Raw genomic sequence first — 25,416 nt, 5'->3', positions numbered from 1 at the left:
GCCGACGCCTGCGGGTCGGCCCTGCCCGGCGGGCCCGCTGGTGGTCAGCCCCGGCCGTGCAGGCCCAGCGAGGACCGCCGGGCACCATGGCCCAGCGCTTCGGCGATGTCGGCCACGACGTCCTTGCCGGCTGCGCCGTTGGTGAGGGCGACGAAGCCGTCACCGCTGCGCAGATGGCAGAGGGACACCGCCTGGTAGCCGACCGGAGAGCCGGCGTGGCCGAACTGCACCTCGTCGTTCGTGGCGTCCACGACCGTGCCCAGGCCGTAGAAGCTGTCGCTGCTCGGCGCGAGCATGAGCTGCGCCGTCTCCCTCGACAGCAGGCTGAGCGGGCGGCCCAGCGCGGAGCGGCGGATCTCCAGCGCGACCTTCGCCAGGTCGGCGGCGGTCGTCCACAGACCGGCCGCCGCCTGGTCCGGCCGGATCAGCCAACCGCCGTCGACGGGGCGTCCCTCCTCGTCGTGCCCCAGAGCCACCGGGCGGCCGGACCGCTCGGGGAAGGCCTGGTCGAAGCTGGTGGCCCGCATGCCCAGCGGTTCGAGGACGAGGTCCCGCATCAGCTCGTCGAACGGGCGCCCGGTGACGTCGGTCATGAGCTGCTGGAGCACCGAGTAGTGGACGTTCGCCTTGCGGAACTCCCTGCCGGGAACACCCTCACGCCCGACCGGAGGCGTCGTCGCCGGTGCCCTGCCGTGCAGCAGGTCCAGCAGCGACGGCACCGGGCCGGCGCCGCGCCGGAAGCCCTTGCCCGGGGTCGGGGTGAGCCCGGACAGGTGCCCCAGCAGGTGCCGGGCGGTCACCGGCACCGCGTCGGCGTCCTGCGGCACCCGCCAGCCGACGAGGTACTCGTTGACGTCCGCGTCCAGGTCCAGCCGCCCCTCGTCCACGAGCTTGAGCACGCCGAGCGCGGTGATGTGCTTGCTCAGCGAGCCGACGTGGAAGACGGTCTCCTGGGTGACCGGCTCGCCCCCGCCCGCGGTCAGGGAGCCGAAGCCCTCGACGGCGACGAGTTCACCGCCCTCGACCACGGCGACGAGGGCTCCGGGAACCTTGTGCCGGTCCAGCGCGGCGGGCAGAGCGGCGGACAACGCCGTTCCGGCCGGCGGCGCCGAAGGCTCCGCCTGCTGCGCGGTACCGGCCGCCTCCGTCTCGGGCACGGCGGCCGCGTCGACCAGTGCGGCGAGCTCCGCCAGGTCCTGAGCCTGGTAGTGCATGAACAGCGACAGCGGGAGTCCTTCCCGGCGGGCGGCCGCGATGACCTGGATGACCAGGATCGAGTGTCCGCCCAGCTCGAAGAAGCTGTCCGTCGCGCCGATCCGCTCCTTGCCGAGGACCTCGCGCCAGATCTCCGCGAGCTTGCGCTCGGTGGGCGTGCCGGGTGCCACGTGCTGTGTCTGGTCGGTGTGGTGGGTGGGGGTGGGCAGTGCCTTGCGGTCGACCTTGCCGTTGGCGTTCAACGGCATCGTGTCGAGTTCGACGAAGACGGTCGGCACCATGTATTCCGGCAGCAGTTCGGCCAGGTAGGTGCTGAGTTCGTCGCCGGGTGCGGTGCCGGGGCCGTCGGCCGGTACCACGTAGCCGACCAGGCGGGTTTCGCCGTCGTCGGTGCGGGCGGTCACGACGGCTTCGCTCACCAGCGGGCTTCCCGCCAGCACCGCGGCCACTTCGGCGGGTTCCACTCGGTAGCCGCGGATCTTGACCTGGTCGTCGGCGCGTCCGAGGAATTCCACCGCGCCGGTGGCGTTCCACCGCACCACGTCGCCGGTGCGGTAGAGGCGTGCGCCTGCCCCGCCGAAGGGGTCGGGGACGAAGCGTTGCGCGGTCAGTTCCGGGCGGCCCACGTAGCCGCGGGCCACACCGATACCGCCGACATACAGCTCTCCCAGTGCACCGACGGGTACGGGCTGCATCGCTTCGTCCAGGACGTGCACGCGCATGCCGGGCAGGGGGTGGCCGATGGGGACGACGCCTTCGGCGTCGGCCGGGACGGGGTGGATGGTGGTGCCGACGGAGGCTTCGGTCGGCCCGTACTCGTTGATCAGGCGGCCTTCGCCGAGCCAGCCCGCCCAGCGTGCGCCGAGTGTGCCGGCCAGTGCTTCACCGGCCACGACGACCACGCCGGCGAGCTGGGCGGCCTGTTCGGGTGTGACCTGGTGGGAGAGGACCTCCAGGTGTCCGGGGGTGAGCTTGAGGAAGCTGAAGGGGCCGTGCTTGAGCAGCCATCCGCCCAGCTCGTCCAGGTCCGAGGTGGAGGGCATCAGGGCGACGCGCTGGCCCGCGCACAGTGGTGCCCACAGGTTGGGCACGACCAGGTCGAAGGCCACGGAGGAGAACACCGCGCCGCCGCCCTGACCGCACGAGGCCAGCTCACGCACCGCCCAGCCGACGTGGTTGCCCAGGTTGCGGTGGGAGACCAGCACGCCCTTGGGGCGGCCCGTCGAGCCGGAGGTGAACACCACATAGGCCGCACCGTCGGCATCGACGTGGCCCTCGGGCCGCGAGGACGGGTACGCCGCGATCACTTCCGCGTCCGCGTCCACGTCCACGAGCGTGTCCTCGAAGCCGGTCACCGGCCCGCCCCGGGTGATCAGCACCCGGGCCCCGGCGTCGGTCAGCATGCCCGACACCCGCGCTCCGGGCAGTGCCGGGTCCAGCGGCACGTAGCCGGCTCCGGCCTTCCACACCGCCAGCAGCGCCACCATCAGGTCGATGTCCCGCTCCAGCAGCACACCGACCAGCGACTGGGCACCCACACCCGAAGCCCGCAGATGATGCGCCAGACGATTCGCCCGGCCATCCAGCTCCGCGTACGACAGCGACACCCCGTCACAGGCCACCGCCACCGCGTCCGGCACCCGCGCAGCCTGCTCCTCGAACACCTCCACCACCGGCCGCTCCACCACCGGCCCCGCACCCACCGACCAGTCGGCGAGCGTCTTCGCCTCCTCCTCCGGCAGGAGGACGAGCCGGGCGTCGCCGTTCGGGTCGGCGGCCATCGCCTCCAGGACGGCGCGGTACATGCCGGCCAGCCGGGCCGCGTGCGCACGGCTGAGGGTGCGCGAATCGGCCCGCAGGTTGATCCGGCCGGGGGACGTCGACACCGAGAAGCCGAACTCGTTGGTGCTGTTCCCGGTACTGGCGGAGGCGTCGATCATGCTGGTGTCGCTACCGCTGAAGTCCTGGTAGCTGAAGTACACGTCGACGAGCCTGCTGCCGTTGCCGAACTCCTGCTGGACGGCGGGCATCGGGAAGTTGCGGTGCTCCCACATGCCGAGTTCCTGCCGGAACACGTCCTGCACCATCTCCTGCCACGTTCCGGCCGTGCGAGCGACCGCGAACGGGAGGATGTTGAGGTACATCCCGTACACCCGCTCGGCGCCCACCGCCTCGGGCCGGACGTGCGCGACCAGGCCGGTGAAGAACTCCGCCTCACGGGTGAGCTGGCTCATCACCTTCAGGTGCGCGGTGTGCAGCACGCTCTTCAGTGACACCTTCGCCGCCGCCGCGAGACGCTGGAGCCCGTCCGTCAGGTCGTCGAAGGCCACCTCCAGCTTGTACTTCTCCGGATCGACATCGCCGGTGTCGCCCCAGCCCTCGGGCATGGTGAACTTCTCCCGGCCGACGACGACGTCACGCCAGTGGTCGCGGTGCCGGTCCGACGCCAGTGCGGAGAGTTCCGCGGCGACGGTGTCGGCGAACCGGATGGCCGGGGCGGGCAGCAGCTCCGGGTCACGGCCGTCGGCGTGGGCACGGTAGATGTCCAGCAGTTCGGTCAGCAGTCCGCTGAAGCTCCAGCCTTCGAGAATCACATGGGACTGCGCGATGGTGAACTGCCAGCTTCCGTCGGCGCACTGGTGGATCGCGATGCGCACGAGGGGTGCGGCCGTGTGGTCGAACGCCGTCGAGTTCTCCTCGGCGACGAACTCCCGCAGCGCGTGTTCCTGTTCCTCCTCGCTGCGGTCGCTCAGGTCGAAGAACCGCACGGGTGTGGGCACATCGGCGTGCACCAGCTGCATGGGCACCGAGTAGCGGTCCAGCTCCAGTGAGGTGCGCAACACGTCGTGCCTGCGCAGCAGTTCCGCCACCGCGGACCGCATGGACTCCTCCACCACCGGCCGTCCGTCCCGGACCCGCAGGGACGTCACGAGGTGGTAGTTGAGCCGGTCACCGGCGCCCAGCATCTCCACCAGCATGCCGATCTGGTTCTGCATCATCGGGTAGGCGTCGGTCAGGCCCTCGGGCAGCAGTGCCCGGTCGGCGTCCCCGACCAGCGCGAACGGCTTGACCGCCGCCGAGGTGAGGGGGCCGCCGTCGGCCGGTCGGCCCGAGAGCCGCTCGCACAGCGCTCCGAGCGTCTGCGCCTCCAGGGTCTCGCGGACGGTGACGTCGTATCCGGCCTCCCGCAGGGCACCCACCAGCATCACGGCGCGAATGGAGTCGCCGCCCAGCTCGTAGAAGCCGTCCTCGACACCGACCCGCTCCACGCCCAGGGTCGCCTGCCAGATCGCGGCGACTCGTTCCTCCAGCGGGGTGCGCGGGGCGACATGGCCGCGACCGGTGCTGATCGCGGAGGCATCGGGGGCGGGCAGGGCACGACGGTCGAGCTTGCCGTTGACCGTGAGCGGGATACGCTCGACGGTCACAAAGGCCGCCGGGACCATGTACTCGGGCAGTTCCAGGGCGACGAACGCCCGCAGCTCGGCGGTGGCGGGCAGCTCGCCGTCCGGGACGACGTAGGCGACCAGCCGCTCGTCACCGACGATCACCACCGCTTCGCGGATCGCCGGGTGCGCGGCCAGCCGGGCGCTGATCTCACCCGGCTCGATCCGGTACCCGTGCAGCTTGACCTGGTCGTCGGTCCGTCCGATGAACTCAAGGCTGCCGTCCTGCCGGCGGCGGGCGAGGTCACCGGTGCGGTAGAGGCGGGCGCCGGGCGGGCCGAACGGGTCCGGCACGAAGCGTTCCGCCGTCAGCTCCGGCCGGCCGAGGTAGCCACGGGCCACGCCCGGGCCGCCCACGTGGATCTCGCCCGGTGTGCCCATCGGTACCAGCTCGCCGAACCGGTCCAGCAGGTGCATCGTCATGTCGCTGAGCGGACGTCCGATCGGCGCGGCCGCACCCGGCACGACATCGCGCGGGGTGAGCCGGTGGTAGGTGCAGTAGACCGTCGTCTCCGTCGGCCCGTACATGTTCACCAGCGCGGTACGGCCGAGGCCGAGGCGTTCGGTCCACGGGCGCACGTCGGCCATCTCCAGCTTCTCGCCGGCCAGGACCACCGCGCGCAGCGACAGCTGCTTGAGCCGCTTCTCGCCCGGCGCGGTCGCCGTGGCGATCAGCGAGCGGAACGCGGTCGGGGTCTGAGCCAGCACCGTGACCTCGTGCTCGACGAGCAGCTCCAGGAACTCCTCCGGCGAACGCGTCACTTCCCGCTCGACCACGACCAGGGTCCCGCCGTGCAGCAGCGCCCCCCACATCTCGAACACCGACACGTCGAAGGCGTACGAGTGGAACAACGCCCACACGTCGTGCTCGTCGAAGCCGTAGTGCTCCTGCACCGTGTCGAGCAGCCGCACCACCTGCGCATGCGCCAGCGTGACGCCCTTGGGGCGGCCGGTGGAGCCGGAGGTGTAGATGACGTAGACGATGTTGTCCGGGGCCACCGGTGTCTCGGGTGCGGTCTGCGGGCGGGAGGCGATCGTCTCCGCGTCCCGGTCCAGCACGACGAGTTCACCGTCGTACACGTCCTCCAGCACCGGCCCGAGGCCCCCGGAGGTCACCACGACCCGCGCACTCGCGTCCGCGAGGACGAACCCGAGCCGTTCCGCCGGGTTCGCCGGGTCCAGCGGCAGATATCCGGCACCCGCCTTCAGCACGCCCAGCAGGGTCGGCATCAGGTCGGGGCCGCGCTCCAGACACACACCCACCAGGGACTCCGGGCCCACGCCCAGGTCCCGCAGGTGGTGCGCCAGCCGGTTGGCACGCGCGTCGAGCTCCGCGTACGTCAGGGACACCCCGCCTGCGATCACCGCGACCGCGTCGGGCGCCGCCGCGGCACGCTCCGCGAAGATCTCGTGGACACACTGCTCCACCGAGGCGCTCTGCACGGACGACACCGCACCGAGCAGCGCCTCCCGTTCACCGGCGGGCAGGTACACCGCGCGCGCGTCACCGTCGGCGTCCGCCGCCATCGACTCCAGAACCGCCCGGTACATCCCCGCCAGCCGGTCGCCGTTGGCACGGCTGACGGCGTGCGTGTGGGTGGCCAGGGTCAGGTGGTGCGTGCCGTGACTGTGCACGGACAGCTCGAACTCGTTGGGGGCGTCGCTGATGCCGGTGCCGGTGTCGACGACGTCCGTGTCCACCTGGTGGAAGTCGACGTAGTTGAAGTAGGCGTCGACCAGGCGGCGGCCACCGCCCCACTGGCGCTGTATCTCCGGCATCGGGTAACGCCGGTGACGCCAGCCCGCCAGCTCCGTGGCGAGCACCTCACGCACCGTCTCCCGCCAGGTCCGGGCGGACCGGCCGGCCGGGAACGGCAGGGTGTTGAGGTGCATGCCGAGCACCCGGTCGGCGCCCGGGGCCTCCGGACGGGTGTGGAAGACCACGCCCGTGTGGAAGGTGTCGTCCTCGGTGAGCTGGCTCATCACCTTCAGGTGTGCCGCCAGCAGCACGCTCTTCACCGGTACCTGTGCCTCGGCTGCCAGGGCCCTCAGCCGGTCGGCGAGGTCGTCGACCGGGACGCGGACGCTGTACACCTCCTGCGGGCGGCCCGAGGTGTCGGCCCAGTCGTCCGGCAGCGCGAACGGCCGGTGGTCGAGGGCCACCCGCTCCCAGTACGCGCGGTCCTCGGCCGAGGCCAGGGATTCCAGTTCACCGGCGACGCAGTCCGCGAAACGCACGGCGGGCGCCTGGTAGGGCTCCGGTTCGCCGCCGTCCCGGAGCAGCCGGTAGCAGTCCAGCAGCTCCGTCTGCAGGGAGTGGTGGCTCCACCCCTCCAGGATGACGTGTGACTGGGTGAGCGTCAGCCACCACGCGTCGTCGCTCTCCAGGTGGGCGAAGACCCGCAGCAACGGCGGCCGGGACAGGTCGAACAGCGTGGCGCGTTCGTGGGCCGCGTGGTCGACGAGCCGCTGCTCGCCGGCCTTGCGGTCCGTCGTCCCGCGCAGGTCCGCCCAGCCGACCGGCACCTCGGCCGTGCGGTGGACGATCTGCAGCGGCACCGAGTGGCCCGACAGGTGCACCGACGTCCGCAGCACCTCGTGCCTGTCCACCAGCAGCGCCACGGCGGAGCGCAGCGCCTCGGCGGAGAACGGGCCGTCGTCCCGGACCCGGACCATCGTGACGTTGTGATAGTTGTTCCGGCCGTCCCCGGAGAGCAGTTCGGCTGCCATGCCCAGCTGCGCCTGCGTCAGCGGGTAGGCGTCGACCGCGTCCTCGGGCAGCCGCGCCCGGTCCGTCTCCGGCAGCAGCGCGAACGGCTGTACGGCGTTCTCGTCCGCGACCGGTCCGCCGGCCGGGGCACGGCCCGCCAGCATCACGGCCAGCTGCGCGACCGTGCGGTGCTCGAAGACCTCCTGTACGCCGACCTCGAAGCCGGCACCGCGCAGTGCGCCCGCCAGGGCGACGGCCCGGATGGAGTCGCCGCCCAGCTCGAAGAAGCCGTCCTCGACACCCACCCGTTCGAGATCCAGCACCTCGCTCCAGACGGCGGCCACGCGGGCCTCCAGCCAGGAGCGCGGCGCCACGTACTCGCCGGCCGCGAAAGCGTCCGCGCCGGGAGCCGGAAGGGCACGCCGGTCGGCCTTGCCGTTCGCGCCCAGCGGCATGGCGTCCAGCCGTACGTAGGCCGACGGCAGCAGCGCCTCGGGCAGCTCGTTCGAGAGCTGGGCACGCAGCTCGGCCGGGTCGGCCGACCGTCCCGGGGCCGGGACGACATAGGCGACCAGCCGCGGCAGGCCCGCGCTGTCCTCGCGGACCACGACGACGGCGCTCGACACCTCGGGCAGAGCGCTCAGCGCCGCCTCGGTCTCGCCGGGTTCGACGCGGGCGCCGCGGATCTTGACCTGGTCGTCGGTGCGGCCCAGGAACTCGACGGTGCCGTCGGCCCGCCACCGCGCCCGGTCGCCGGTCCGGTAGAGCCGGGCGCCCGCCGGGCCGAACGGGTCCGGCACGAAGGAACGCGCGGTCAGGTCGGGCCGGTTCAGATAACCGAAGGCCAGGTTGACCCCGCCGATGTACAGCTCGCCGGGGGCGCCGACCGGGACCGGGTGCATACGGGCGTCCAGGACGTGGACCGTGACGTTCTGCATCGGTGAGCCGAGCGGCACACGGTGCAGCCCGTCCAGCCTGTCGGGCGCGCAGTGCCAGGCCGTCACGTCGACCGCGGCCTCGCACGGACCGTACTGGTTGTGCAGCTCCGCCCACGTCAGACGGGTGGTGAACTCCTTCGCCAGGGCGACGGGGAGGTCCTCGCCACCGGACACCACGATCCGCAGGGACCGCAGCTCGGACAGGTCGTCCACGGCGATGACGGCGGCCAGCATCGACGGCACGAAGTGCAGGTTCGTGACGCCGTACCGGGCGATCGCCGCCCGCAGATAGCCGGGGTCACGGTGACCGCCGGGCCGGGCCACCGCGATCCGGGCGCCGGCCATGAGCGGGCCGAAGATCTCCGCGAGGGACGGGTCGAAGCCGATCGGGATCTTCTGCAGCACCACATCGGCGGCGGTCAGCCGCAGGTAGGTGCGCTGCGTCCAGTCGAGCCGGTTGACCAGGCCGCGGTGGTCGCAGAGCACGCCCTTGGGACGGCCGGTCGAGCCCGATGTGTAGATGAGGTAGGCGGCGTCGTCCGGGCCGGTGACGGGCTCCGGGTTCCGTTCGCTGCGACCGCTCCAGCGGTCCTCGTCGTCCAGCAGCACCTCGGTGGCGCCGCTGCCCTCGACCAGCTCAAGCAGTTCGTTCCGGGTGACCAGGACGGCGACCTTGGCGTCGCGGACCATGTGGGAGATCCGCTCGGCGGGGTAGTCCGGGTCCAACGGTACGTACACACCGCCCGACTTGAACACCGCGAGCACGGTGACGAGCAGCTCGACCGACCGCTCCACGCAGACGCCGACGAGGGTGCCCGGAAGCACACCCGTGCCGCGCAGGTGGTGGGCGAGCCGGTTGGCCCGCGCGTTGAGCTCGGCGTAGGTGAGCTCGGCCTCCTCGAAGACCACGGCCACGGCGTCGGGCGTCGCCTCGACCTGCTGCTCGAAGAGCTCGTGCAGACAGGCGTCGACCTGCTCGGCACCTGTGTCGTTCCAGGTACCGAGGATCCGTTCCAGCTCCCCGGAGGGCAGCCTCGGCACGACCGCGTCGGCCTCGTCGTCCGCGGCCATCGACTCCAGCACCGCCCGGTACATCGCGGCGAGCCGCTCGCCGTCGGCCCGGCTGAAGTGCTGGGTGCCGGTCTTCAGGACCAGGCCCTCGGCCGCCGTGGTCACGGCGAGCGAGAACTCCATCGAGCCGGCGCCCAGACCCGCGTCGACGTCGACGACCTCGGTGTCGACGGCGCCCATGAAGTTCAGGTAGTTGAACATCACGTCCAGGAGCCGCCCGCCCCCGGCCTGCCGCTGGATCTCGGGCAACGGGTGGCGTCGGTGCGGCCAGAGCTCGACCTCGCGGGCGAAGACCTGCTGGACCAGCTCGCGCCAGGTGCGTGCGCTGCGGTCCACGGCGAACGGGAGGGTGTTGAGGTACATGCCCGGCACCCGGTCGGCGCCCAGCGCCTCGGGGCGTGCGTCGCAGACCAGTCCGGTGTGGAAGGCGTCCTCGTCGGTGAGCTGGCTCATCACCTTCAGGTGTGCGGCGAGCAGCACGCTCTTCAGCGACACCTTGGACCGGGTGGCGAACGCGCGCAGCTGCGCCTCCAGGTCCCGCAGCGGGACGACGACCGTGTAGTCCGTGTCCGGTTCGCCGGCCGGGGACAGGGTGCCCGGAAGCGACAGCGGCGTGTACTCCTCGCAGATGCCCCGCCAGTAGGCGCGGTCCTCGGTGGAGGCCAGGGACTCCAGCTCGCCGGCCACGAAGTCGGCGAAGCGCACGGCGGGGGCCTCGTACGGCTCCGGCTCCAGGCCGTCCCGCAGCCGCCGGTAGCAGGAGACCACCTCGGTCAGCAGCGAGTGCTGGCTCCATCCCTCGGTGATGGCGTGGGTCTGGGTGAAGGACAGCCGCCAGCCGGCGTCGTCCTCCACGTGTACGGCGGCCCGCAGCAGGGGCGCTGCGCTCAGGTCGAACACCGTGTCCCGCTCGGTCACCACGAAGTCCCGCAGCACCTGTCGGCGCGCGTCCTCGTCCAGCTGCCGTATGTCGTGCACGGCCAGCGGAACATCGGCCTCGGCGTACACGACCTGCATCGGAACGGCATAGGTGTGCATGTCGAACGCCGTACGCAGGATGTCGTGCCGTCCGGCGACCAGGTGCAGGGCCTTCCACAGCGCGTCAGCGTCGAAGGGCTGGTCGTCCCGGATCCGGAAGCCGCTGACGTTGTGGTAGTTGTTCCGGCTGTCGTCGACGAGCATTTCGACGACCATGCCGAGCTGGACCTGGGACAGCGGGTAGGCGTCGACGACGCCGTTGGGGAGCTTGGCCCGGTCCTCTTCACTGATCAGTGCGAACGGCTGGACCTGCCGGTCGGCGTCCGTGACCGCGGGACGTCCCGTGATCAGCTCGGTCAGGCCGGCGACCGTGCGGTGTTCGAAGACATCTCGTACGGCCACGTCGAACCTGGCTGCTCGCAGGGCGCCGACCAGGGCGACGGCGCGGATCGAGTCACCGCCGAGTTCGAAGAACCCGTCCTCGACACCGACGCGTTCGACGCCGAGTACCTCTTGCCAGACCTCGGCCACCCGCTCCTCCGTGGGAGTGCGAGGAGCGACGAAGGTGTGACCGGTTTCTACGGAGGCGTCAGGCTCGGGCAGGGCGCGGCGGTCGAGTTTGCCGTTCACGGTGAGCGGGATCCGCTCCAGTTCGACGAAGGCCGCCGGCACCATGTACTCCGGCAGCGCGCCCGCGACGAAAGCGCGCAGGTCGGCCGTGGAGGGAAGCTCGCCGTCGACGACGAGATAGGCCACGAGGCGTTCGTCGCGGACGATCACGACTGCTTCGCGCACGGCCGGGTGTTCCGACAGGCGGGTGCTGATTTCGCCGGGTTCGATGCGGTAGCCGCGGACCTTGACCTGGTCGTCGGCGCGTCCGAGGAATTCCAGGCTGCCGTCGGCGCGCCGGCGGGCGAGGTCGCCGCTGCGGTAGAGGCGTGAGCCGGCGGGGCCGAAGGGGTCGGGAACGAACCGTTCGGCGGTGAGTTCGGGCCGGTTGAGGTAGCCGCGGGCCACGCCGGGGCCGCCCACGTAGATCTCTCCGGGGACACCGACGGGCACCAGCTCGCCGAAGCGGTCGAGCAGGTAGACCCGCAGGTCGCTGAGGGGGTAGCCGACGCGGTTGGCGGCAGCCGGGTCGAAGTCCTCGTCGCTGATGCGGTAGTAGGTGGTGTGGACGGTGGTTTCGGTGATGCCGTACATGTTCACCAGGTGCGGGGTCTCAAGGCCCAGCCGGTCCGTCCATGGACGCAGCTCACCGACCTCGAGTTTCTCGCCCGCGAAGATGACCGCGCGCAGGGACAACTGCCCGATGCGGGGGTCGTCCTGGCCTGCGGCCGCCACCAGCGAGCGGAAGGCGGTCGGGGTCTGGGACAGGACCGTGACCTTGCGCTGCACTAGGAGGTCCAGGAAGTCCTCCGGTGAGCGGGTCACTTCCCGGGGCACGACGACGAGGGTCCCGCCGTGGAAGAGGGCCCCCCACATCTCGAACACCGACACGTCGAAGGCGTAGGAGTGGAACATCGTCCACACGTCGTGCTCGTCGAAGCCGTAGTGCTCCTGCGCGGTCTGCAGCAGTCGCACGACCTGGGTGTGCGCCAGCGTGACGCCCTTGGGGCGGCCGGTGGAGCCGGAGGTGTAGATGACGTAGACGATGTTGTCCGGGGCCACCGAGGTCTCGGGTGCGGTCTGCGGGCGGGAGGCGATCGTCTTCGCGTCCCGGTCCAGGACGACGAGTTCACCGTCGAAGACGTCCTCCAGGACTGTGACCAGTTCGCCGGAGGTGACCACGACCTGTGCACCGGCGTCGGCGAGGACGAACCCGAACCGGTCCGCCGGGTTCGCCGGGTCCAGCGGCAGATATCCGGCACCCGCTTTCAGCACGCCCAGCAGGGTCGGCATCAGGTCGGGGCCGCGCTCCAGGCACACGCCCACCAGCGACTCCGGGCCCACGCCCAGGTCCCGCAGGTGGTGTGCCAGCTGGTTGGCCCGCGCGTCGAGCTCCGCGTAGGTCAGTTCCACGTCGCCGGCGATCACCGCGACCGCATCCGGCGACAACACCGCACGCTCCGCGAAGATCTCATGCACACACCGCTCCACCGCAGCCGACGGAACCGACGGAACCGCGCCGAGCACCGTCTCCCGCTCACCGGCGGGCAGATACACGGCACGCGCGTCGCCCTCGGAATCCGCGGCCATCGACTCCAGGACGGCCCGGTACATCGCGACCAGGCGCTCGACGTTGGCGTGGCTGATGACGTGGGAGTCGCCGCGCACGCCGAGCACGCCGCTGATCGCCGTCACGGCCAGGGAGAACTCGTTCGGGTTCTCGCCCATCTCCGCTGATCCGTCGACCAGTTCACCGTCGACCTGGTGGAAGTCGAGGTAGTTGAAGAAGACGTCGACGAGTCGGCTGCCGCTGCCGGCCTCCCGCTGGATCGCCGGCATCGGGAAATGGCGGTGGGACCAGTTGGCCATCTCCCGTGCGAAGACCTGCTGGACCAGCTCGCGCCAGGTGCGGGCGGACCGGTCGGCCGGGAACGGCAGGGTGTTGAGGTGCATACCGAGCACTCGATCGGCGCCCGGGGCTTCGGGACGGGTGTGGTGGACGACACCGGTGTGGAAGGCGTCCTCGTCGGTGAGCTGGCTCATCACCTTCAGGTGCGCCGCCAGCAGCACACTCTTCATCGAGGCCTGGGCCGCCGAAGCCAGCGCGCGCAGACCCGGTTCGAGGTCGTTCAGGCGGAATGCCGTACCCACGGGTTCGGCCGGGGCGGACAGGTCGCCGTGCCAGCCCGCCGGGAGGACGAACTTGGTGTGCTCGGTGACCATGTCACGCCAGTACGCGCGGTCCTCCTTCGACTCCAGCGCCCGCAGTTCCGCGGCGATGGCGTCGGCGAACCGTACAGGGGGCGCCTGGTGGGGTTCCGGGCGGGCGCCGTCGCGCAGCGAGCCGTAGACCTCCAGCAGTTCGCTGTAGAGGGAGTTCACGCTCCAGCCCTCGAGGAGGACATGGGACTCCGTGAGGCCGAGCCACCAGGCCTCGTCGCTCTCCAGGTGCGCGGAGACGCGCAGCAGCGGGGCCGCCGTCAGGTCGAACACCTGCCGGCGCTCCGTGGCGACGAAGCTCCGCAGCGCGTGCTCGCGCGCGTCGGCGTCCTCCACCGTGCGCAGGTCGTGCACGGACACCGGGGCCTGCGCGGCCCGGTGGACGATCTGCAGCGGTACCGCGAACCCGTCGACGTGCACGGAGGTACGCAGCACCTCGTGCCGCTGCACGAGGATGCCGACAGCCTCACGCAATGCCTCGGCGTCGAAGGGGCGACCGTCGCGGACTCTGAAGAGGCTGACGTTGTGGTAGTTGTTCCGGCGGTCGTCGGCGAACTGCTCGGCGATCATGCCGAGCTGGACCTGGGACAGCGGGTAGGCGTCCACGACGTCCTGCGGGAGCTGCGTCCGGTCCTCCTCGCCGATGAGGGAGAAGGGCTCGACGGACAACTGCTCCGGTTGCGGAGCGGGCAGACCGGTGATCAGTTCACCGAGGCCGGCGACCGTGCGGTGTTCGAAGACGTCTCGTACGGCTACGTCGAACCCGGCTGCTCGCAGGGCGCCGACCAGGGCGACGGCGCGGATCGAGTCACCGCCGAGTTCGAAGAACCCGTCTTCGACACCGACGCGTTCGATGCCGAGTACCTCTTGCCAGACCTCGGCCACCCGCTCCTCGGTGGGGGTGCGAGGAGCGACGAAGGTGTGACCGGTTTCGACGGAGGCGTCGGGCTCGGGCAGGGCGCGGCGGTCGAGTTTGCCGTTCACGGTGAGCGGGATCCGCTCGAGTTCGACGAAGGCCGCCGGCACCATGTACTCCGGCAGCGCGCCCGCGACGAAAGCGCGCAGGTCGGCCGTGGAGGGAAGCTCGCCGTCGACGACGAGATAGGCCACGAGGCGTTCGTCGCGGACGATCACGACTGCTTCGCGCACGGCCGGGTGTTCCGACAGGCGGGTGCTGATTTCGCCGGGTTCGATGCGGTAGCCGCGGACCTTGACCTGGTCGTCGGCGCGTCCGAGGAATTCCAGGCTGCCGTCGGCGCGCCGGCGGGCGAGGTCGCCGCTGCGGTAGAGGCGTGAGCCGGCGGGGCCGAAGGGGTCGGGAACGAACCGCTCGGCGGTGAGCTCGGGCCGGTTGAGGTAGCCGCGGGCCACGCCGGGGCCGCCCACGTAGATCTCTCCGGGGACACCGACCGGCACCAGCTCGCCGCGTGCGTCGAGCAGGTGGAGGCTCAGGTCGTTCAGCGGACGGCCGATCGGGCTCGCCGAGCCGCCGGTGGCGACGTCGTCCTCGCCGACCGGGTAGTACGTGACATGCACCGTCGTCTCGGTGATGCCGTACATGTTCACCAGGCGGGGCGACTCCAGACCATGACGCGCCACCCAGTTCTGGAGGGGACGGTAGTCGAGAGCCTCGCCGCCGAAGACGACTGTGCGCAGGGCGAGTCGGCCGCCTTCGCCGCGGGTGCGGTCCTCTTCGATGAGCTGGGTGAAGGCCGACGGTGTCTGGTTCAGCACCGTCACGCCTTCACGCGCGAGGAGCTCGTGGAAGCGGCTCGGTTCACGTGCCGTCATTTCGGGCACCACCACCAGCCGGCCGCCGTGCAGCAGTGCCCCGAAGATCTCCCAGACGGAGAAGTCGAACGCGTAGGAGTGGAACAAGGTCCACACGTCGGACGGGCCGAAGCCGAACTGTGCCTGTGCCGTCTCGAACAACCGGACCACGTTGGCGTGTCCGAGCACGACGCCCTTCGGGCGTCCCGTGGAGCCGGAGGTGTAGATCACGTATACGACGCTGTCGGGATCCACCGGCACCCCCGGAGCGGTCGCCGGGCGGGACGCGATCATCTCCGCGTCCCGGTCCAGCACCACGAGTTCACCGTCGAAGACCTCGCCCAGCACTGGCATGAGCCCGCTGGAGGTGACCAGGACGCGGGCTTCCGCGTCGGCCAGCACGTAGCCCAGCCGGTCGGCGGGGGAGGCCGGGTCCAGGGGCAGGTAGCCCGCGCCCGCCTTCAGCACGCCCAGCAGCGACGGCACCAGATCCAGGCCTCGCTCCAGGCAGACGCCCACCAGCGAACCCTCGGTCACGCCCGAGGACCGCAGGTGGTGGGCCAGTCGGTTCGCACGCGCGTCGACCTCGGCGTACGTCAGCGACGCCTCATCGAAGACCACCGCCACCGCGTCCGGAGAGGCCGCGGCACGCTCCTCGAAGATCTGGTGCACACACCGTTCCACCGGAGCCGACGGCATCACCGGACCCGCGGCGGCGAGCAGCAGGTCCCGCTCGCCGGCGGGCAGGTACACGGCCTGGGCGTCACCGTCCGGGTCGGCGGCCATGGACTCCAGGACAGCGCGGTACATGCCGACCAGCCGCTCGCCGTTGACGCGGCTGAGCATGCGCGGGTCGGCGGTGATGATGACGTGTCCGGCACGGGAGGAGACCGTCAGCGGGAACTCGGTCGGGCTGTCGTCCAGTCCCGCCCGGTCGTCCACGACGGTGGCGTCCATCTGCCGGAAGTCCTGATAGTTGAACATGACGTCCAGCAGCCGGCGGCCGCCGGCCGCGTCGCGCTGAATCTCCGGCATGGGGAACCGTCGGTGCGGCCAGAGCTCGACCTCGCGGGCGAAGACCTGCTGGACCAGCTCGCGCCAGGTGCGTGCGCTGCGGTCCACCGCGAACGGCAGCGTGTTGAGGTACATGCCGAGCACCCGGTCGGCGCCGAGAACCTCGGGCCGTGCGTCGCAGACGACGCCCGTGTGGAAGGCCTCCTCACCGGTGAGCTGGCTCATCACCTTCAGGTGCGCCGCCAGCATCACGCTCTTCAGCGAGACCTTCGAGTCCGTCGCCAGCTTGCGCAGGTCGCGCTCCAGGTCCTCCCACTGCGTCCAGGCCTGGTACAGCTCGCGCGGCCCGTCCTGCTGCTCGCCCCACCCCGTGGGGAGAGAGAAGGGGGCGTGCCGGTCGACGACGCCCCGCCAGTAGGCGCGGTCCTCGGTGGAGGCCAGGGACTCCAGCTCGCCGGCCACGAAGTCGGCGAAGCGCACGGCGGGGGCCTCGTACGGCTCCGGCTCCAAGCCGTCCCGCAGCTGCCGGTAGAGGGCCAGGAGCTCCATCAGGAGGGAGTGATGGCTCCAGCCCTCCAGGACGGGGTGGCACTCGGTGACCGAGATCCACCAGCAGTCGCCGTCGGTGACATGCGCGAAGAAGCGCATGAGGGACGGGGTACCGAGATCGAACAGCGTGGCGCGCTCGCGCACCGTGAAGTCGCGGAGTTCCCGCTGCACCGTGTCGGCGTCCAGGCCACGCAGGTCCTGCTGGCCGAGCGGGAGTTCGGCGGTGGCGTGGACCAGCTGCAGGGGTACCGAGTAGGCGTTGAGCTCGATGGAGGTGCGCAGCGCCTCGTGCCGCTCGACGACCAGCCGGCCGGCGGCCTGAAGAGCGTCGAGGGAGAAGGGCTTGTCGTCCAGCACGCGGAACGTGCTGACGTTGTGGTAGTTGTTCCGGCTGTCGTCGACGAGCATTTCGACGACCATGCCGAGCTGGACCTGGGACAGCGGGTAGGCGTCGACGACGCCGTCGGGGAGTTTGGCCCGGTCCGTCTCGCTGATCAGTGCGAACGGCTGGACCTGCCGGTCGGCGTCCGTGACCGCGGGACGTCCGGTGATCAGTTCGGTCAGGCCGGCGACCGTGCGGTGTTCGAAGACATCTCGTACGGCCACGTCGAACCCGGCTGCTCGCAGGGCGCCGACCAGGGCGACGGCGCGGATCGAGTCCCCGCCGAGTTCGAAGAAGCCGTCTTCGACACCGACGCGTTGGACGCCGAGTACTTCTTGCCAGACCTCGGCCACCCGCTGCTCGGTCGGCGTACGGGGGGCCACGAAAGCCGACTCCGCGAACGCACTCCCGCCCGGCTCGGGCAGGGCGCGGCGGTCGAGTTTGCCGTTCACGGTGAGCGGGATCCGCTCCAGTTCGACGAAGGCCGCCGGCACCATGTACTCCGGCAGCGCACCCGCCACGAAGGCGCGCAGCTCGGCGGTGGAGGGCAGCTCGCCGTCGACGACGAGATAGGCCACGAGGCGCTCATCCCGGACGATCACCACGGCCTCGCGGATCGCGGGGTGTTCCGACAGGCGGGCGCTGATTTCGCCGGGTTCGATGCGGTAGCCGCGGACCTTGACCTGGTCGTCGGCACGCCCGAGGAATTCCAGGCTGCCGTCGGCGCGCCGGCGGGCGAGGTCGCCGCTGCGGTAGAGGCGTGAGCCGGCGGGGCCGAAGGGGTCGGGAACGAACCGTTCGGCGGTGAGTTCGGGCCGGTTGAGGTAGCCGCGGGCCACGCCGGGGCCGCCGACGTGGATCTCTCCGGGGACACCGACGGGCACCAGCTCGCCGAAGCGGTCGAGCAGGTAGACCCGCAGGTCGCTGAGGGGGTAGCCGACGCGGTTGGCGGCAGCCGGGTCGAAGTCCTCGTCGCTGATGCGGTAGTAGGTGGTGTGGACGGTGGTTTCGGTGATGCCGTACATGTTCACCAGGTGCGGGGTCTCAAGGCCGAGGCGGTCCGTCCATGGACGCAGCTCACCGACCTCGAGTTTCTCGCCCGCGAAGATGACCGCGCGCAGGGACAACTGGCCGATGCGGGGGTCGTCCTGGCCTGCGGCCGCCACCAGTGAACGGAAGGCGGTCGGGGTCTGGGACAGGACCGTGACCTTGCGCTGCACTAGGAGGTCCAGGAAGTCCTCCGGTGAGCGGGTCACTTCCCGGGGCACGACGACGAGGGTCCCGCCGTGGAAGAGGGCCCCCCACATCTCGAACACCGACACGTCGAAGGCGTAGGAGTGGAACATCGTCCACACGTCGTGCTCGTCGAAGCCGTAGTGCTCCTGCGCGGTCTGCAGCAGTCGCACGACCTGGGTGTGCGCCAGCGTGACGCCCTTGGGGCGGCCGGTGGAGCCGGAGGTGTAGATGACGTAGACGATGTTGTCCGGGGCCACCGAGGTCTCGGGTGCGGTCTGCGGGCGGGAGGCGATCGTCTTCGCGTCCCGGTCCAGGACGACGAGTTCACCGTCGTACACGTCCTCCAGGACTGTGACCAGTTCGCCGGAGGTGACCACGACCTGTGCACCGGCGTCGGCGAGGACGAACCCGAACCGGTCCGCCGGGTTCGCCGGGTCCAGCGGCAGGTATCCGGCACCCGCTTTCAGCACGCCCAGCAGGGTCGGCATCAGGTCGGGGCCGCGCTCCAGGCACACGCCCACCAGGGATTCCGGGCCCACGCCCAGGTCCCGCAGGTGGTGTGCCAGCTGGTTGGCACGCGCATCCAGCTCCGCGTAGGTCAGTTCCACGTCGCCGGCGATCACCGCGACCGCATCCGGCGACAACACCGCACGCTCCGCGAAGATCTCATGCACACACCGCTCCACCGCAGCCGACGGACGATTTCCGTCGAGGCTTCCGCTGACGATGGCATGTTCGGCCGGGTCGAGCATGCTCAGCCGAGACAGGGGAGTGGACGGAGCGGCGACGGCGCTCTGGAGGAGTTGCAGGAAGTGGCGGGCGGTGCGCTGTGCGGTCTCCCGGTCGAACAGGGCGCTCGCGTACTCGACACGCCCGTGGAACGAGCCATCGGTCGACTCCTCGACCTGCAGGGTCAGGTCGCACTTGGCCACCGGTGCGCCGCCGGAGTACGGCTCGACGCGCAGACCCGGCAGGTCGACGGCGTCCAGCCGCGACTCGTGCATCGTGAACGCGATCTGGTACAGCGGCGTACGCGACAGGTCACGCTCCGGCTGGAGTTCGTCCACGAGCTGGGCGAACGGCACGTCCTGGTGGTCGAAGGCGTCCAGGACCGTGTGGCGCGTGCGGTCGAGCAGGTCGGTGAAGGCGGGGTCGGTGTCCTCGTCCCAGTGCCCGCGCAGGACCAGGCTGTTGATGCCGTAGCCGATCAGCGACTGGAGCTCCGGCCGCGCGCGGCCGGAGACGACCGTGCCGACGGAAATGTCGCTCTGCCCGGTGCTGCGGGCGATGACCGCCTGGAAGGCGGCCATCATGACCGTGAACGGAGTCGTCTCCTGCGCGGCGGCGAGTTCGCGCACCGCCTGAGGCAGCTCGGCGGGGAAGTCGAAGAGCACCTCGGCGCCCGCGTAGCTCCGCGTTGCCGGACGGGGCCGGTCCGTGGGCAGTTCGGTCGGGGCCGCGCCGTCCAGTGCCGTGCGCCAGTGCGCGAGCTGCCGCTGGAGGCCATCGCCGGAGAGCTGCTCGCGCTGCCAGGCCGCGTAGTCCGCGTACTGCACCGGCAGCGGCTCCAGCGGGGACGGACGCCCGGCGGTGAAGGCGCCGTACAGGGCGCTGATCTCGGTCAGCAGAATGCGGGTGGACCAGGCGTCACAGGCGATGTGGTGGAAGACCAGGCACAGGACGTGGTCCTCCTCGGTGAGGCGGAACGTGCGGGCCCGCAAAGGCCAGTCGGTCTCCAGGTCGAACGGGGCTGCCGTGTGCGCCGCGACCAGCGCGGTCAGCCGACGCTCACGCTCGGCGGGAGAGTCGCCGGGTACCTGCTCCACCGTCAGGACAGCGGCCGACTCGGCGGGCTCGTCGACGATCTGGACCGGCTGTCCGTCCGGCGTCATCGCGTAACGGGTACGCAGGATCTCGTGCCGTGCGCTGATCTCGCCCAGGGCACGCTCCAGCGCGGAGACGTCCAGCGTGCCGCGCAGGCGCACCACGAGGGGAATAAGGTACTCGGTGCTGTCCGGGTCGAGGCGGCTGAGGAACCACATCTGCTGCTGCCCGGCGGCCAGCGGCAGCGGTGCGCTGCGGTCGGCCTTCGGGATCACCGAGCGGCGGCCGCCCGTCCGACGGCCGGCCAGTCGTCGGCGCAGCAGTTCCTCACGGTCGGTTCCCGAGCCGGAAGGAACGGCCTTGGATTCGTGGCCCCCGTTGCTCATCGGTTCTGCTCCTTCGGCAGCATCGAGTCCGCCACGTCTCGGTCGGACATCATGTCGATTTCGGTTCTGATGCAGGTCTCGACCGAGTCGGCGAGCGCGGCGATGGTCGGCCCTTCGAAGAGGGCACGGACCGGGAGGTCGATCTCGTACTCGCCGCGCAGTGCGGCGATCAGGCGGATGGCGAGGATGGAGTTGCCGCCGACCTTGAAGAAGCTGTCGTGAACGCCGAACCCGGATGTGCCGAGGACGTCCTCCCACAGCTCGGCGATCCGCTCCTCCACGCCGTTGCGCGGAGCGACCCGCCCGGCTTGTCCGGTGTGGTGGGTGGGGGTGGGCAGTGCCTTGCGGTCGACCTTGCCGTTGGCGTTCAACGGCATCGTGTCGAGTTCGACGAAGACCGTGGGCACCATGTATTCCGGCAGCAGTTCGGCCAGGTAGGTGCTGAGTTCGTCAGCGGGCGCGGTGCCGGGGCCGTCGGCCGGTACCACGTAGCCGACCAGGCGGGTTTCGCCGTCGTCGGTGCGGGCGGTCACGACGGCTTCGCTCACCAGCGGGCTTCCGGCCAGCACCGCGGCCACTTCGGCGGGTTCGACCCGGTAGCCGCGGATTTTGACCTGGTCGTCGGCGCGTCCGAGGAATTCCACCGCGCCGGTGGCGTTCCACCGCACCACGTCGCCGGTGCGGTAGAGGCGTGCGCCTGCCCCGCCGAAGGGGTCGGGGACGAAGCGTTGCGCGGTCAGTTCCGGGCGGCCCACGTAGCCGCGGGCCACACCGATACCGCCGACATACAGCTCTCCCAGGGCGCCGACGGGTACGGGCTGCATCGCTTCGTCCAGGACGTGCACGCGCATGCCGGGCAGGGGGTGGCCGATGGGGACGACGCCTTCGGCGTCGGCCGGGACGGGGTGGATGGTGGTGCCGACGGAGGCTTCGGTCGGCCCGTATTCGTTGATCAGGCGGCCCTCTCCGAGCCAGCCCGCCCAGCGTGCGCCCAGCGAACCGGCCAGCGCTTCACCGGCCACCACGACCACGCCCGCGAGCTGGGCGGCCTGTTCGGGTGTGACCTGGTGGGAGAGCACTTCCAGGTGTCCGGGGGTGAGCTTGAGGAAGCTGAAGGGTCCGTGCTGGAGCAGCCATCCGCCCAGTTCGTCCAGGTCCGAGGTGGAGGGCATCAGGGCGACGCGCTGGCCCGCGCACAGTGGTGCCCACAGGTTGGGCACGACCAGGTCGAAGGCCACGGAGGAGAACACCGCCCCGCCGCCCTGACCGCACGAGGCCAGCTCACGCACGGCCCAGCCGACGTGGTTGGCCAGGTTGCGGTGGGAGACCAGCACGCCCTTGGGGCGGCCTGTCGAGCCGGAGGTGAACACCACATAGGCCGCACCGTCGGCATCGATCCGGCCCTCGGGCCGCGAGGACGGGTACGCCGAGATCGCTTCGGCGTCCGTGTCCACGTCGACGAGCGTGTCCTCGAAGCCGGTCACCGGCCCGCCCCGCGTGATCAGCACCCGGGCCCCGGCGTCGGTCAGCATGCCCGACACCCGCGCTCCGGGCAGTGCCGGGTCCAGCGGCACGTAGCCGGCTCCGGCCTTCCACACCGCCAGCAGCGCCACCATCAGGTCGATGTCCCGCTCCAGCAGCACACCGACCAGCGACTGGGCACCCACACCCGAAGCCCGCAGATGATGCGCCAGGCGATTCGCCCGGCCATCCAGCTCCGCATACGACAGCGACACCTCACCACAGGCCACCGCCACCGCGTCCGGCACCCGCGCAGCCTGCTCCTCGAACACCTCCACCACCGGCCGCTCCACCACCGGCCCCGCACCCACCGACCACAGCGTCAGCAGTTCGGCCTCGCGCTCGGGCACGACGGGCAGGTCGGCGAGCCGAGTGTCCGGGGCATCCGCGGCCGCCCGCAGCAGGTGCTGGAACCGGTCGGCCAGGCGCTCCATCGTGGCGGGCTCGAAAAGCGCGGTGGCGTACTCGAAGGCGCCCTCCATGCCGCCGTCGGCGGTCCGGCGCATCAGCAGGGTGAGGTCGGTGTGGGCCAGGCGCCAGGAGTCCACGACGGTGCCGGTGTCCTCCAGGGTCGTGGCGCGGCCGGTGAACTCCTGGTCATGCAGGTCGAAGGCGACCTGGTACAGCGGCGTCCTTGACAGGTCCCGCTCGGGGGCCAGGGCCTCCACCAGGAGGTCGAACGGCAGATCCTGGTGGGCGAAGGCGTCCCGGCAGGCGTCACGGACGCGGTCCAGGGCCTCGACGAAGGTGAGGTCCGCGTCCAGCCCGCAGCGCAGCACCACGTTGTTGAGGAAGAAGCCGACGACGTCCTCGAGTTCGGGCCGGTCGCGCCCGGCGACGGGCGTGCCGACCGGCAGGTCCCATTGCGCGGTGTGGCGGGCCACCAGCGTGGCGTAGGCGGTCAGCAGCGTCATGAACGGCGTGGCGCCCCGGCTGCGTCCGAGGTCGGTGAGCGCCGTCACGACGGGGGCCGCGACGGTGAAGGCCGCCACCGAGCCACGGCCGTCGCGGGCGGCGGGCCGAGGCCGGTCGGTGGGGAGAGCCACCGGGGTGGAGCCGTCCAGAGCGGCGCGCCAGTGGGCGAGTTCCCGCTCGATCACCTCGTCGGTCAGCCGGGCGCGCTGCCAGTCGGCGTAGTCGGCGTACTGCACACCGAGGGGCGGCAGGAGCGGGTCGCGGCCGGCGACGGCGGCGGTGATCAGTTCGTGGAAGTCCCGCTGGAGGACCTGCGTCGACCAGCCGTCGCTGCAGATGTGGTGCACGGCCAGCACCAGGACCCGCTGCCCGTCGTCGAGGGTGCGCACCAGCGTGGCCCGCACCAGTGGTCCGCGTTCCAGGTCGAAGCCGTGCCCGAGCGCGGTGCCGAGCAGGTCGGCGAGCTCCTCCCGGGTGGCGTCCGTCTCGCGCAGCGCAACGGGGGCGGGGCTGTCGATGTGCTGACGGGGCTCGCCGTCCACGGTGACGTACCGGGTGCGCAGCGACTCATGGCGGGCGACCAGGGCGTCCAGTGCGGTGCGTACCGCCGCGGTGTCCGCTTCCGGCACGACCGGCAGGAAGACACCGGCCACCCACTCGGCGCTGCCCGGGTTCATCCGGTCCAGGGCCCACAGCCGGCGCTGTCCCGAGGAGACCGGCAGGGTCGTGCCGCGGGGGACGGGCGGGATGCCGTCGGGGTCCTTCGGCTGCGCGGTGGGGGCTGCCGTCCCGGCGGGCTCGGGGGCGATCAACAGGGCCTGGGCCTCGACGGTGGTGGCCGTCAGCAGGCCGCGCAGCGGGATGTCCCGCTTGGCCGCGGCGCGCAACTGGTTGGCGAGCCGGGTGAGCTGAAGTGAGGAGCCGCCGAGCTGGAAGAAGTCGTCGTGGACCCCGATGTCCTCGCGCTTCAGCAGCTGCTCCCACATCTCCGCGACGAGCTTCTCGGCGTCGGTGCGGGGCGCCGTGCGGGCCGCGGCGACGTTCAGGCCCCGGGCGGCGAGCGCTGTGCGGTCGACCTTGCCGTGTGCGGTGAGGGGGAACTCGCCCGCGTCCATGAAGGCGGCGGGGATGTGGCTCTCGGGCAGCCGGTCGCGCAGGAAGTCCCGCAGCTCACCGAGGACTTCGGGGGTGTGCGTCAGCACATGGGCGGCGAGCCGGGTGGCTCCGTCGTCGGTCTTGACGGGGACGACGACGGCGCCCTTGAGGCCGGGGTGGGCGACCAGCGCGGCCTCGATCTCGGCGGGTTCGAGACGGACGCCGTTCACCTTGGTCTGGTCGTCGAACCGGCCGAGGTACTCCAGGTAGCCGTTCCGGTTCCAGCGGACCTTGTCGCCGGTGCGGTAGAGGCGGGCGCCGCCGGTCTTCCCGTACGGGTCGGGCACGAAGCGGTCCGCGGTGAGGTCCGGCCGGCCGAGATAGCCACGGGCCACGCCGACGCCGCCGACGTGCAGTTCGCCGGGTGCGCCGACGGCGGCGGGGGCGCCGGCCGCGTCGAGGACCAGCACGCGCATGCCGGGGATGGGCCGGCCGATGGGCACCGGTCCGGTCTTGACGGCCGGGTCGAAGCGGTGCGCGGTGACGTCGATGGCGCACTCGGTGGGGCCGTAGGTGTTCCAGATGGTCAGGCCGGGCCGCCGGGCCAGGACGCGCTGGGCCAGTTCGGCGTGCAGGGGCTCACCGGCCGAGAACAGCAGCCGCAGCGCGGTGCACTGCTCCCAGCCGGACTCCTCGGCGAGGGCCTGGAGGACCGAGGGGACGATCTGGAGGACGGTCACGTCGTGCTCGGCCACCGCCCGCAGCAGGGCGGCGGGGTCGCGTTCGGCTCCGGCCGGGGCGAGTACCAGCGTGCCGCCGCTGACGAGCGGGGCGAAGATCTCCCAGCAGGAGGCGTCGAAGGTGACGGCCGTCTTCTGCAGAACCCGGTCCCGGGCCCCGAGCGCATGCGTGCCGACCGCCCAGCGGACCCGGTTGGCGATGCCTTCGTGAGTGATGACCACACCCTTGGGCAGACCGGTGGATCCGGAGGTGTAAATGGCGTACGCCGCCTGGGCCGGGTCCACCTCGACGGCCGGGCCGTCGGCCGGGCGCCGGTCGAGGTCCCGGCAGGCGTCGGCGGATGAGAGGTCCAGTGCGCGTACGCCCGCGCGCTCGACGGTGGGCGCCATCGCCCCGTCGGTCAGGACGAGACCGGCTCCCAGATCCTGCAGCAGCCATTCCAGCCGGGCGCTCGGCTGCGCCGGGTCCAGCGGCGCGTACGCCGCACCCGCCTTCCACACTCCCAGTACCGCGGTCACCAGGTCCAGACCGCGGCCCAGGCAGATGCCGACCCTGGAGTCCGCGACAACTCCGTGGTCGCGCAGGAGGTGAGCCAGCCGGCTCGACCGCTCAGCCAGTTCCGCGTAGGTGAGGCTCTGGGACCCGTCGGTGACGGCGATCGCGTCCGGCGTCCGAGCCGCCTGGTTCGCGACGAGTTCATGGACGGTGATGGCCTCGTCGAGCGAGCCGTTCCGTGCCGACTCGGACTTCATGGGTACTCCTGGGTGGTCAGCGGTGGATGGGGTGCGGCGCGGTG

2 protein-coding genes are annotated in these 25,416 nt (G+C 71.3%); both read right to left on the bottom strand.

Annotated elements, in window-relative coordinates; all coding sequences use genetic code 11:
- Positions 1–44 precede the first annotated feature (44 nt).
- Positions 45–20,348 (bottom strand): non-ribosomal peptide synthetase, encoded by a 20,304-nt coding sequence (locus ACH4G3_RS11865; protein WP_397624310.1) that lies wholly within the window; start codon positions 20,346–20,348, stop codon positions 45–47.
- Positions 20,345–25,372, bottom strand: coding sequence for an amino acid adenylation domain-containing protein (locus ACH4G3_RS11860; RefSeq protein WP_397624309.1), 5,028 nt, complete (start codon positions 25,370–25,372; stop codon positions 20,345–20,347). Before ACH4G3_RS11860 ends, ACH4G3_RS11865 begins: the two co-directional genes overlap by 4 nt.
- Positions 25,373–25,416 lie beyond the last annotated feature (44 nt).

The sequence above is a fragment of the Streptomyces afghaniensis genome, from assembly GCF_044327915.1.
Lineage (GTDB): Bacteria > Actinomycetota > Actinomycetes > Streptomycetales > Streptomycetaceae > Streptomyces > Streptomyces afghaniensis.
Note: the sequence above shows the minus strand (reverse complement) of the source record. Positions and strands in the feature narration are given on the sequence as shown.